The organism is Candidatus Hydrogenedentota bacterium (genome assembly GCA_019637335.1).
Lineage (GTDB): Bacteria > Hydrogenedentota > Hydrogenedentia > Hydrogenedentales > JAEUWI01 > JAEUWI01.
On the sequence record JAHBVV010000017.1, the window covers coordinates 55,568 to 67,109 of the forward strand.

Sequence of the window (11,542 nt, forward strand, 5' to 3'; positions counted from 1 at the left end):
GGCACCGTGGACTCCGCCATGGCCGGCGCCCGGCCGGGCCGCCGGTACCCCGGGGTGGGATCATTTCGTTGTCGCAGCGTTCCAAAGAATTCGAAGACCTCGTGCTGGAGCATATGGACATGCTCCATGCCGTGGCCTTGCGCCTTACCCGCAACGCGGCCGACGCCGATGATCTTACGCAGAACGCGCTCGTCAAGGCCCTCCGCTTCCACGACAAGTTCAAGGAAGGCACGTATATCAAGGCGTGGCTTCTGACGATTCTCCGCAACACCTTCATCAACGAGTATCGCAAGCGCGCGCGGACGCCCCTGGCCGTCGAGCTTTCCAGCGCGGATACGGCGGAGACCGCGATCCCGCCCGCGCCGGTGGGGGATCGCGTCCAGGACATGCTCGAACTGCTGGACGACGAAGTCCGCGCCGCCGTGGATGATCTTCCGCGGGACTTCCGCGATGCGGTCATCATGGCGGATCTGGAGGAGAAATCCTACAAGGAAATCGCGGAGTACATGGATTGCCCCATCGGCACGGTCATGTCCCGCCTGTACCGGGGGCGGAAGATCTTGCGCGAGCGGCTGGCCGGCTACGCTCCCGGTGCGCGCGACGGCGAAGCCGATTCCAGGTAAGGGGGCTTGCGGGGCCGGGGCAATGGGGGCTGGCCGCGCGCGGCGCCTCGGGGAAACACCTTCACGGCGCGGTCAGCTGTGTTTCCAGAAGGCGGGAAGCAGCAGGACGCAGATACTGAAGAGTTCGAGGCGGCCCATCGCCATGCACAGGCTCAGGAACAACTTGCCCGAGGCGGGAATGAACGCGAAATTCTCCACGGCCCCCACGTGTTCCAGGCCGGGGCCAATATTGTTCAGCGTTGCGACAACGGAGGTCATCGCCGTCTGGAACGGTAGCCCGAGCAGGGACATGTAGAGGCAACCCGCCGCAAAGAGAATCATGTGGATGAAGAAGAATGCGTAGACGGTCCGCTGCGTGCCTTCGTCCACGACTTGCCCGTTGATGCGGATCGGGCGGACGGTCTTGGGGCGGAAGGTGTTTTCAAGCCGCCAGTAGGCCATCTTGAAGAGCATAATGAAGCGAACGACCTTGATTCCCCCGCCGGTGGAGCCGGCGCAACCGCCCACAAACATCAGTATGACCAGCAGCATGCGCGAGAAGTAGGGCCACTTGTCGAAATCCTCCGTGCCATAGCCGGTGGTCGTCATCAGGGAGACCGTCATGAATGCCGCGTGGCGGGCCGCCTCGCCCGCGCTGTAGTCCGGCGGGGGCGGCGCGGCCGTATCAACCGCGATGCGCCCCTGCACGCCCATCAGGTTTATCGTAATGAGGAAGGACGCGATCGCGAGAATCAGGATGTAGGCCTTCCACTCCGTGTTCTTGAAGGGGGCCATCCAGTCGTGGTGCAGCATGGCGAAGTAGAGGCCGAAATTCGTGCCGGCCAGCACCATGAATACGATAATGATCACTTCGACCGCCAGGCTGTCGAACGCGGCGATACTATCCGCGCGCGGGCTGAAGCCGCCGGTGGCCAGGGTGCCGAAGGTATGGGTGAGGGCGTCGTACAGGTTCATGCCGGCGAGCATCAGCAGGGCGGTTTGGACGGCGGTCAAACCGACATACATGGTCCAGAGGGTGGTTGCGGTGTCCTTGATTCGGGGGCTCAGGCCGCGCGGGTCGGGGCCGGGCGATTCCGACTTGAAGAGCTGCTTTCCGCCCGCCCCCATGTACGGCAGGACCGCCACGAACAGGACGATGATGCCCATGCCGCCGATCCAGTGGGTGAAGGAGCGCCAGAAGAGGATACTGGGCGGCACGGCCTCGATATCTGTCAGAACGGTTGATCCGGTGGTTGTCAGGCCCGACATGGCCTCGAAGTAGGCGTCCACCGGGGTGAGCGTTCCGCTCAGGATGAAGGGCAGCGCGCTGACCGCCGCTGTCACGAGCCAGCCCACGCCCACCAGGGCCAGGCCTTCCCGCTGGAACATGCGGTCGGGCGCGCGGAATCCCGCCGCCGAGAGGAGGGCGCCCGCAAGCCCGGCGAGGGCCATGGACTTCAGGAATGCCACGAGGGAGCTCCAGTCCTGGAAGAGGACCGCGCATATGGCCGAGGGAATCATCAGGAGGGCCACGGCGACGGTGAAATGGCCCAGGTACTTGGCGACGAGCCGGTAGTTCATGGCCGTTTCGTCATGGTTTTGCGGACCGCGTCGAGGGATTTGGCCGCTGCGATGACGATCACGGAGTCGCCGGCCATGATGGCGTCATTGCCGCTCGGGATCAGGACCGAGTCGCCTCGAATGATCGTGGCGACGAGGGCGCCGCGCGGCATGCGCAGGTCCTTGAGCGGCTGCCCGAGAACCGAGACGCCGTCGCGCACGGCCATTTCCACGATTTCGACCTGGCCCTCGCCGAGGACCGCCAGGGAGGTCACATCGCCCCGGTACATCATTTTCATGATCCGCGTTGCAATGGAGGCGCGTGGCGTCACGGCCAGATCGATGCCCAGCCGTTTCACCAGCGGCGCGAAATCTGGCTGGTGCACGATGGCCGCAACGGATCGCGCGCCGACTTCCTTCGCGAGCACGGCCGCCATGATGTTGCGCTCGTCGTCGCCCGTCGCGGCGACGAACATGTCCATGGTGTCCACGTGCTCCTGTTCGAGCGCGACCCGCGAGGTGGCGTCGCGGCAGACCACTTTGGCCCTGGCCAGCTTTTCCGCGAGCCGCTGGGCGCGCTCCTCGTGCCGCTCGAATACTTTCACCGTCTTCATCTTGTCTTCGAGGGCCTGGGCGAGGCGGAGGCCGATCGTGCCGCCGCCCATGATGGCCACCCGCCGCGGCTTCACTTCCTCGCCGTGGAAGAGGCGCTGGATCTGGTCGATGCTCTCGTGGGTGCCGATGAAGGTGACCAGATCGCCCGGCTCCACAATGGAGTCGCCGTGCGGGATCATGCATTTGCCGTCCCGCTCGATGACGCCGAGCAAGACGCCGCTGCCGGGGCGAATGACATCCTTCAGGGTCTTGCCGTTTCGGGTGGGGGATTTGGCCGCGCGCACCTGGAGCATCTGGGCCTTGCCCTTGCCGAAGTCCTGTGCGCTGAGAATGCCGGGGTGCTCAATGTAGTTGGCTATCTCCAGGGCCGCCAGGGAGTCGGGGCTCAGGATATAATCGATACCCAGGACCGTCTCGTACAGGATGTTGGATTCCATGTACATGGGGCTGTCCACCCGGGCGACGGCCACTTTCGCGCCGAGGCCTTTGGCCGTGGCCGCCGCGATGAGGTTCTTTTCGTCGTTGCCCATGCTGGCCACGAAGAGTCCGGCGGAGCCGACGTTCAGGGATTGCAGCAGCATGATCGACGAGCCGTCGCCCGTTGCCGTGCTCACATCCAGGGCGTAGTCGATTTGCTCGACGATGTCCGGATTCTGCTCGATGACGGTTACGTCCTGGTGTTCGGTGCTCAGGAGGCGGGCGAGGTGGTATCCGACCCGCCCGCCGCCGGCGATAAAGATGTTCATGTCAGTCCGGACCCTTCCCGCGCTACGGACACCGCAAGCCCCGCATGGTCCTACAAACCGCGCGCTGGAGTCAAACGCTTTGGCGGTTTCTGTAGTATGATGAAGAGGCCCGGGGGATGTCTGCAACGCGCCGCGGGCCGGATTGGAGAGGTTGAAATGGCCACGAAATACACCCGTGAGGGCACGGTGGACGGCGCGCTGGAAGCGCGACAAACCCCCTGGCGCCGGCAGGGCCCGATCGCGCCGCCGCTTTCGCGCGGCCAGCGCGCGTTCGTCATTCTAACCGGGGCCATCGCGATTGTATTGCTTGCCCAGGTGGCCGTAAACCTGAATCGCACCTCGGATTATGCGTTCGAGCGCGTGCGCCGGGGCACGGGCGTCATCGCCGAGCGCGGCCCCGGGGAGACGGGCGCGGAGGGCGGTGGTTTGGTGACCATTGAGGTCACCCTCGAAAATGATCGGCGTATGCGGGCCGATTTCCGGATTCCGGCGCCGTATTGGGAAACGCTGCCGGTTGGCGCCACGGTGGCGGTCCTGTACCAGATGAATCAGACGGGCGACGCAATTCAGATCCTCGAGTGCGGGCTGGTTGCGCTGGAAGACGGCATCCGCTAAGCTACGGGCAACCGGGGCATAGGTTCACCATCACGCCGCCGGACCCCGGGCGGCACAGGGTAGCGGCATGGGTCTCAATCCCGAAGAAATACGCAGCATTTTCCGCCGCACGGTCATCGTGCGCAAGCCGACCTACGGCATTGTGCGCGGCGACCACGAGCTGCCGTATATCTGCCTGGGGCCCTCGTTCGAGTCCGGCTACGAGGCCACGACCGTAAGCGGCAAGGTGCAGGTTTCGCGGCGGTTCGTGATCCGCCCCTCCCACTATGCGCCGAGTTACGAGGAAGTTTTCGGAAGCGACAACGTCGATCTCGAGATTTCCGGGCGCGTCTTCGGCTTCCTGGGCTTTCCCGAGCGCCCGGTGGATTGCAAGTCCGAATACCTTACGATCGAACATAGGAACGAGTCCGTTGACAGCCTGCTGTCGCGCTGCCTGGACGATCTGGAGCGCCGCGAAGACATAACGACGGGCGTGCTGATATCTCCCGACAACCGGTACTTTCCGATATCGGTGGAGCGTTTCATTTCATCCGTGCTGGATGATGAATTCTCGTTTTAGTCACGCGCCCGCGAAGCGAAGGAGCCTTATCGTGAAAACTGCCTACGAACTCGCCCTGGAACGCCTTGAAGCCGCCTCCGGTCCCATTCGCTCCCTCAGCGACGCGGAAAAAGCGGCGCTGGCCGAAGTGGACAAGAAGTACGACGCGCAGGCCGCGGCCCTGCGGATCGACTATGAGGGGAAACTGGCGGTCGCCGATTCCCACGCGGCCTATTCCGCGCTGAAGGACGAACTGGCGCATGAACTCGCGATGATCGAAGACCGGCGTACGCGCGACCGGGATGCGATCTGGGGCGATGGCGCGGAGAGCGCGCGCTAGCCATGGCCGCGCCGCGGGAAAGCCGGGGGTGGAATCGCCGGGCCCTGGCCCTTGCCGGGCTCGCATGCTTCCTGCTGGTCGCGGCGGACGCGCGCCTGAAGGAGGCCCGCAGCGCGGGATTTAGGTTGGACGGCTGGACCTGGGAGGCGCAGGTCGCCAATGCGCCCGATTTCTGGGAGAGACTGGCCGCGCTGCCCGCCGCGGATTCCTTTGAGGCGAGTGCGCCGGACGCCCTGCGGGCGATCGAGGTGGCCATCCGGAAAATGACCGGGATTCGCCCGACCCCGTCCCGGATGCGCCTTTGGGCGGGGTATCAGGCCGCGATCGGCGGTGAAGGGGAGGACTGGTGCCTCATCCTGCGCCCCGGATTGCTCCTGCGCCTGACCAGCGTGGTCCGCAGCCCCGTTCAACCGCTGGAGGATGGCGCACCGTTCGCGCGCGAGCTGGCCGCGGGCTGGCGGGACGGTTTCCTGCTGATCGCGTCGTCGCCGGCGTACCTGGACCGGATGCAACGGGAAGGGCAACCGCTGTCAGGCGAAGCCGGCTCCGGGCGGGCGGTGGCGCTGGCCTGGCCGGCGAACCGCGCCTCATTGCGTCTGGAGGCCGCCGACGGTCTGCCTTTCGCACTCGATCTTTCCCTGCACCAGCCGCCAGGCGGGCCGCCTATGCGCGCGCCGGATGGATGGGATGACGCGGCGGGCTGGGTCGCGTGCCGCGGCGGATTTGCGCCCGAGGCGATCGGGGCCGTCGCGCCCTTGTTGGCGCGTCTTCCCGAAGCCGACGCCATCCGCGCCTATGCGGAAGCCTGGTGGCGGGCCTTTACGCCGGTGGAGCTCGTCCCGCCGCGCGAGAACGCGTGGGCGGCGGGCCTGTTCGCGGCGGGCTGGTCGGGAGAATCGCTTACCGCGGAGGTGGTCTGGTCCGAGTTTGGACCCGGCGTGGAGACGGCTGAGCCCTGGGCCGAGGCGCTACGCGTCCCGCATCAGTGGGACGAGACCCCCGGATGGCTGGTCCCGGTGGAGGGGGCGGCGCGGGCGTGGGGGATGGTGTCCAGGCCGGAGGCGCTTTTCCGGACGAGCCACGAACACCTGATGCCCCGCCAGCTGGCGGCCACATTCCAGCCGGATTCTCAGGCGGTACTGGCGGCGCGCTTCGATTGGTTGCGCGCCAGTGAATCGGCGCGGGCCATCCTGCGGGAAGCCGCCGACGCGGAGTGGATTCCGGGCTGGAACCGGCGGGATGTGGAAAGGGAGATCATCCCCCTGCTGGACGCGTTCGGCGGTTGGGGCCGATTCGAGTTGCGCCTCGAAGAGCGGGACGGGGCGATCACCGGCGCCGGTTATCTCGCGCGGGACGCGGGCGGCGCCTGATGGCCGCGATCCTCATTGCGGCGGGCCTGCTCGTTGCCGCCGCCGCACCTCCCGAAGTGGCGTGGGTAACGGGCAACGGCATCGTGTACGCCGGCCTGGACGCGGAAGGCCGCATGGCCCAGTTGAACTGGCCGGGTCCGGGCGCGCCCAATCATTGGGGCGGTGGCGGCTGGCTGATGCGGGAAGGGAAATCGTGGCGGGCGCTCGGCTCGTCTGCCCGGACGGGTTACGAGGCGCCGGACTCCGTCGTACTGGAAGCACGGTTTGAAACGAACGATCCGGGCCGGTACGCCGTGCAAAGGGTCTTTGCCCTGCCGGACGTCGCGGTGGTGGCGGTGGCCCTGTCGCTTCAGGGGTATCCGCGCGATATGCGGGTCGCGTGGCGCCAGCAGATTGAGCCGGTCACGTCCAGGACGCCGGGTGGCGAATCGCTGGGCGCTCAGCCCGCCGGGCGGCGAGGCTTTGCTACGTACTATGACCCCGAGCGGCAGTCGGCGACCGACTTTCGGCCCCGCGCGCCGGGCCGAGACACTTGGGCGCGCGCGCATTCCCTTGCCGCGGCGGAAGCGCCGGCTTCGTCCTGGCGGGCGTTTGACGACGGCGTCTACTGGGAGGCGATGCCGCTCAATCCCGTGGCGTGCGCCAGCGTGGCGCCCGCCGGCGAATTCGAGTCCCAGCCGGCAGCCGGCGAAGACACGCGCACGGCGGTGGTTGGCCCGGCGTACGCAGAATGGGTATTGGAGCCGGTGTACGAGGGGGACCGCGCGGTGTATACGATGTTACTGGGCGCGGGCGAAGATGCGCGGGCGGCGGCGGCCGCGATTGACGGGGTACAGGCCGCCAGGCCGTTAACGGAGGACGCGGGCGCCGCGTGGCTTTCGATGGCGCCGGCGTCGCTGAGCGCGGGCGCGCGGCGCGATCTCCTCGATCTCCTGATCTGTGTTGATCGGGCGAGCGGCGCCCTGGTTTCCAGCCCGGTCTCCATTCCTTCGGGGGATACGGTGTCCGTCTTCGACACGGCCTGGGCGGTGGCCGCGCTGGATGGGGCCGGGTATACGGACCTGGCCGGTGGGGCGCTCGATTTCCTGATTGATCGGGTGCGATTGGACAGCCGGAGCGGCTATCCGGCGGGGTCCCTCCCGGCGGAATTCTACACGGCGGGAATGCGCGCGCGGCTGGACCGTCCCGCGGCCCCCGAGTCCGCCGCGTGGTTGCTTGCGGCGGCCTGGCGGCATTGCGCGCATCTGGGCCCGGAAGCCGGAGCGGCGTGGGCGGCCCGCGCGGATGCCGCGCTCGCGGCGTGCGCCGGATTCCTGGCGCGGGACCCGGGCGCGGGCCGGGTTCTTCGCGGCGGGGCGGCCTCCGAGACGGTGTCCATGGCCTTGCTCAAGACGCAGTACCTCGGGCTTGAGAGCGCGCGATTGCTGGGGGAACTCCGCGGAAAGCCGGAGCCCGGAGTTTGTGCGGATCGCCGCGAGGAGCTGTACTCCCGCATCCGCTTCCGGCAGCTTAACCGCGATGAGGAACAGGCCGGCGAAGCGCCGTGGGCCGCCCTGTGGGTGCGTACGATGGATTCCGGGAGCGGGTTGTCGCGGTGGGATGTGCTGCTTGAAGGGTGGGAGGGGGGCAACATGCCCGCCGCCGAGGGGCCTTGGCCCGAGAGCGCTCCCTCGGCCTTACGCGCGGCGCTTCGCCTGCTTGCAGCGCCCTGATCGCGCCTACTGGTATTGCTTGAGCAGGGGTTGCAGCGCTTCCAGGCGGCCTTCGCCGTCGAACTTTGCGCGAATCGCCAGAAATTGCTCTTCCCGACCGAGGAAGGCGTTTACAATGTCCGGGTCGAAGTGCGTGCCGCTGCCTTCGAGGATGATCGCGCGCGATTTTTCGTGATCGAAGGGCTCCTTGTAGGGGCGGCGCGACGAAAGCGCGTCATAGACATCCGCCAGGGCGGCGATACGGGCGCAAAGCGGGATGGCCTCGCCCGCCAGACCGAAGGGGTAGCCGGATCCATTCCATTTTTCGTGGTGATAGTACGCGATATCGCGCCCCATGGCGAGAAAGGAGTCGCGGCCGGCCTCGATATCCGCCGCGCGCAGGGTATCCCCGCCGATGCGGCAGTGGTGCTTCATGATCTCGAACTCTTCCTCGGTCAGCTTGCCCGGCTTGAGCAGGATGCTGTCCGGAATACCAACCTTTCCGATGTCGTGAAGCGGCGTCGACTGGTAAATCGCCTGCGCGTAGCTCTCGTCGCAGGTGTCCCGGTACTTGTCGAGCGTGATGATTTCGGCGGCGAGTTCCCGCGCGTAGGATCGCATCCGCTCCAGGTGATCGCCGGTCTCGTTGTCGCGCGATTCCGCAAGCTTGGCGAGAGCGAACACCGTCACCTGCTGGGTTTGAACCACCTGCTGCGTGCGGGCTTTCACCTTCCGTTCCAGCTCATTCTTGTACTCGACGAGCCGATCATGGAGCAGCTTGGTGGTGGAGGAGTTCTTAATCCGCGCTTCCAGCAGGATGCGATCGAAGGGCTTTATGAGGAAATCGTCCGCACCGCACTTCACGGCCTCAACGTTGGTCTCTTTGTCCGCCATGCCGGTGATGATTACCACGGGGATGTGAACCGTGTCCGGATTCTGCTTAAGCCGCCGGCATACTTCGAAGCCGTTCATCCCGGGCATGGCGATATCGAGGAGGATGACGTCCGGCGGGTCCGAGTCGACGCGATCCAGCGCCTCTTCGCCATGCGCGGCGTATTCGACCCGGTACCCCAATGGCTCCAGGAAGCTGCGCAGCACCATGGCGTTTTCGGGCATGTCATCCACAACCAGAATGCGCGTCGTTCGGTTTCTGTCTTTGAGCAAGACGTTCTACCTCGTGATAACTGCTTGATGCGCAAGAGGCTGGCATGATCTGCCGCCAACCGGCGCCCCTTATACCCGGTAATCCGAGAAATCATGGTATCACGTTTTCACAGTTCGCGCAATTGCGCATTCAGTCCGGGGTTGGGCGTTCAGGTAGTGCGGGTAACGCGCTTGGCGCACGGCGGGCATTGACCGCAACCGAATGAACTTGAACCGCGAATGCACACGAATGTACGCGAATTGTATGGCGCTTCGAGGGGGCGGGGCGGGTGATGTGGGATTGGGCCTGAGTATTCTCGGGGCTGGCGTTGGGAAAGCGCGGCGCGAACTGGTACAGTTAGTCGGGCGGGCGGCAGGAGACGGCCGGCGGCCCGGAGCACGTCTGGCGTCGGAATATGGAGCAGTGCGCATGACATCCCCGGTAGATGAAATTCGCGAGCGCGTGGCGCGGCAGGCGCCCCTGGTGGCCCGGCTCCGGCAGGCCATGGGCGAAGTTTTGGTGGGCCAGCGCTACATGGTGGATCGGCTCCTGGTGGGCCTGCTGGCCAATGGCCACATCCTGCTGGAGGGCGTGCCCGGTCTGGCGAAGACGACGGCGGTGACCACGCTGGCGCAGGCCCTGGCGTGCAGCTTCAAGCGCATCCAGTTCACGCCCGATCTCCTGCCGGCGGACCTGGTGGGCACGGAGGTGTACAACCCGAAGACGGGCGATTTCAGCGTGAAGAAGGGGCCGGTCTTCGCGCATATCCTGCTGGCGGACGAGATCAATCGCGCGCCGGCGAAGGTGCAGAGCGCGCTGCTCGAAGTGATGCAGGAGCGGCAGGTGACGATCGGCGATACTACATTCCCGATGCAGGAGCCGTTCATGGTGCTGGCGACGCAGAATCCCCTGGAGCACGAGGGCACCTACCCGCTGCCCGAGGCCCAGATCGACCGGTTCATGCTCAAGGTGAAGATCACGTATCCGACCCGGGAGGAGGAACGCGCGATCATGGACCGGGTGGACCTGCTCCGGCGGCAGAAGGTGGACCCGGTGGTGACGCGCCATGAGTTGCTGGAGGCGCGGACGCTGCTGAACGAGATTTATGTCGACCCGAAGGCCAAGGATTACATCGTCGATATCGTCCACGCGACCCGGCGCCCGGAATCCGTTGGGCTGAAGATCGGCCATCTTATCGAGTACGGGGCTTCGCCGCGCGCGACGCTCTACCTCCAGCAGGGCGCGCGGGCCATGGCGTTCCTGCAGGGCCAGGGCAATGTGTACCCGCACGACGTGAAGCAGATTGCGATGGACGTGCTGCGGCACCGGGTAAAAGAGAGTTACGAGGCGGAGGCGGAGAACATCTCGGCCGAGCACCTGATCAAGAAGATTCTCGAAACCGTGCCGGTCCCCTGAGCCGGAGGGCGATTGCCGTGATCCCAGCCGATGTGATGCAGCAGATCCAGCGGATACACATCCGCAGCCGCCGCGTGGTCAATGATTTGCTTGCGGGGCAATACGAGAGCGTGTTCAAGGGGCAGGGCATGGTGTTCAAGGAAGTCCGCGAATACGTGCCGGGGGACGATGTCCGCGCTATTGACTGGAACGTCACCGCGCGCACGGGGCAGCCGCACGTGAAGGTGATGGCGGAGGAGCGCGAGCAGACCGTGATGCTGGCCGTGGACGCGAGCGGATCGAAACGATTCGGGAGCCGGGCCCGCCTGAAGAGTGAACTGGCGGCGGAGCTGTGCGCGGTGCTGGCCTATTCGGCCATCAAGAACAACGACAAGGTGGGGCTTTTGATCTTCACCGATCGCGCCGAGCATTTCGTGCCGCCGCGCAAGGGCCGAAAGCATATCCTCCGGCTGATACGTGAAATCCTTTTTTTTGAGCCGGATGGCGTCGGCACGGACGTGGCCGCGGCCCTGCACTACCTCAACCAGGTGGCGCCCCGGCACGCCATCGTCTTTCTGGTCTCGGATTTCATGTCGGGCGACTTCGAGGGGCCGCTGCGGATTACGAGCCGAAAGTTCGACACGATTGCGGTTGCGATCGACGATCCCCGGGAGTTCAGCCTGCCGGACGCCGGCCTGATCGCGCTGGAAGACAGCGAAACGGGGCAGGTGTATCTTGCGGACACAGGGCGCCGACGATTGCGGGAGATTTACGAAGACGATGGCGCTTTCCGGCGATCGCGCCGGAGCGATTGTTTCAAGCGGCTGCGGGTTGACCTGATTGAACTGCAAACCGATACGCCCTATATCGGCGCGCTTCACCGTTTTTTTCGCATGCGTGAGCGGCGCATGCTCGCATAGGCCGGC

General features: G+C 65.7%; 11 protein-coding genes. 8 read left to right on the forward strand and 3 right to left on the reverse strand.

The window, feature by feature from the left end:
* The first annotated feature begins 68 nt into the window (after positions 1 to 68).
* Positions 69 to 623 (forward strand): sigma-70 family RNA polymerase sigma factor, encoded by a 555-nt coding sequence (locus KF886_17255; protein MBX3179105.1) that lies wholly within the window; start codon positions 69 to 71, stop codon positions 621 to 623.
* 72 nt (positions 624 to 695) lie between these two features.
* Here the strand turns inward: KF886_17255 and KF886_17260 are convergent, their stop codons facing one another.
* Positions 696 to 2,183, reverse strand: coding sequence for a TrkH family potassium uptake protein (locus KF886_17260; GenBank protein ID MBX3179106.1), 1,488 nt, complete (start codon positions 2,181 to 2,183; stop codon positions 696 to 698).
* Positions 2,180 to 3,523 carry a Trk system potassium transporter TrkA gene (gene trkA, locus KF886_17265; protein ID MBX3179107.1) on the reverse strand — a complete coding sequence of 448 codons (1,344 nt, stop codon included), beginning with the start codon at positions 3,521 to 3,523 and terminating at the stop codon, positions 2,180 to 2,182. The genes KF886_17260 and trkA overlap by 4 nt, the downstream gene beginning before the upstream one ends.
* Before the next feature lie 156 nt (positions 3,524 to 3,679).
* On the opposite strand from trkA, the gene KF886_17270 reads away from it, so the two are divergent.
* From KF886_17270 to KF886_17290, 5 genes are all read left to right on the forward strand, one after another.
* Positions 3,680 to 4,138 carry a hypothetical protein gene (locus tag KF886_17270; protein ID MBX3179108.1) on the forward strand — a complete coding sequence of 153 codons (459 nt, stop codon included), beginning with the start codon at positions 3,680 to 3,682 and terminating at the stop codon, positions 4,136 to 4,138.
* A gap of 67 nt (positions 4,139 to 4,205) precedes the next feature.
* A complete protein-coding gene (locus tag KF886_17275) occupies positions 4,206 to 4,697 on the forward strand; it encodes a hypothetical protein (GenBank protein ID MBX3179109.1) in 492 nt (163 codons plus the stop codon).
* A 31-nt stretch (positions 4,698 to 4,728) separates the two neighbouring features.
* Positions 4,729 to 5,016, forward strand: a complete 288-nt coding sequence (locus tag KF886_17280; GenBank protein MBX3179110.1) for a hypothetical protein — start codon at positions 4,729 to 4,731, stop codon at positions 5,014 to 5,016.
* Between the two features lie 2 nt (positions 5,017 to 5,018).
* Positions 5,019 to 6,386: a hypothetical protein gene (locus KF886_17285; GenBank protein MBX3179111.1), complete on the forward strand. Its 1,368-nt coding sequence runs from the start codon at positions 5,019 to 5,021 to the stop codon at positions 6,384 to 6,386.
* Positions 6,386 to 8,098, forward strand: coding sequence for a hypothetical protein (locus KF886_17290; GenBank protein MBX3179112.1), 1,713 nt, complete (start codon positions 6,386 to 6,388; stop codon positions 8,096 to 8,098). Before KF886_17285 ends, KF886_17290 begins: the two co-directional genes overlap by 1 nt.
* Positions 8,099 to 8,104: 6 nt before the next feature.
* Here KF886_17290 and KF886_17295 read toward each other — a convergent pair whose 3' ends face one another.
* On the reverse strand, positions 8,105 to 9,241 hold the full coding sequence (locus KF886_17295; protein MBX3179113.1) for a response regulator: 1,137 nt from the start codon (positions 9,239 to 9,241) through the stop codon (positions 8,105 to 8,107).
* Between the two features lie 409 nt (positions 9,242 to 9,650).
* Between KF886_17295 and KF886_17300 the strand changes: the two genes are divergently transcribed.
* Positions 9,651 to 10,637, forward strand: coding sequence for an AAA family ATPase (locus KF886_17300; GenBank protein MBX3179114.1), 987 nt, complete (start codon positions 9,651 to 9,653; stop codon positions 10,635 to 10,637).
* Between the two features lie 17 nt (positions 10,638 to 10,654).
* Positions 10,655 to 11,536, forward strand: a complete 882-nt coding sequence (locus KF886_17305) for a DUF58 domain-containing protein (protein MBX3179115.1) — start codon at positions 10,655 to 10,657, stop codon at positions 11,534 to 11,536.
* The last annotated feature ends 6 nt before the right edge of the window (positions 11,537 to 11,542 follow it).

Coding starts and splice junctions, on each gene's coding strand:
- KF886_17260 (MBX3179106.1), bottom strand. CDS start 2,183: ATGAACTACCGGCTCGTCGCCAAGTACCTGGGCCATTTCACCGTCGCC.
- trkA (MBX3179107.1), bottom strand. CDS start 3,523: ATGAACATCTTTATCGCCGGCGGCGGGCGGGTCGGATACCACCTCGCC.
- KF886_17270 (MBX3179108.1), top strand. CDS start 3,680: ATGGCCACGAAATACACCCGTGAGGGCACGGTGGACGGCGCGCTGGAA.
- KF886_17275 (MBX3179109.1), top strand. CDS start 4,206: ATGGGTCTCAATCCCGAAGAAATACGCAGCATTTTCCGCCGCACGGTC.
- KF886_17285 (MBX3179111.1), top strand. CDS start 5,019: ATGGCCGCGCCGCGGGAAAGCCGGGGGTGGAATCGCCGGGCCCTGGCC.
- KF886_17290 (MBX3179112.1), top strand. CDS start 6,386: ATGGCCGCGATCCTCATTGCGGCGGGCCTGCTCGTTGCCGCCGCCGCA.
- KF886_17300 (MBX3179114.1), top strand. CDS start 9,651: ATGACATCCCCGGTAGATGAAATTCGCGAGCGCGTGGCGCGGCAGGCG.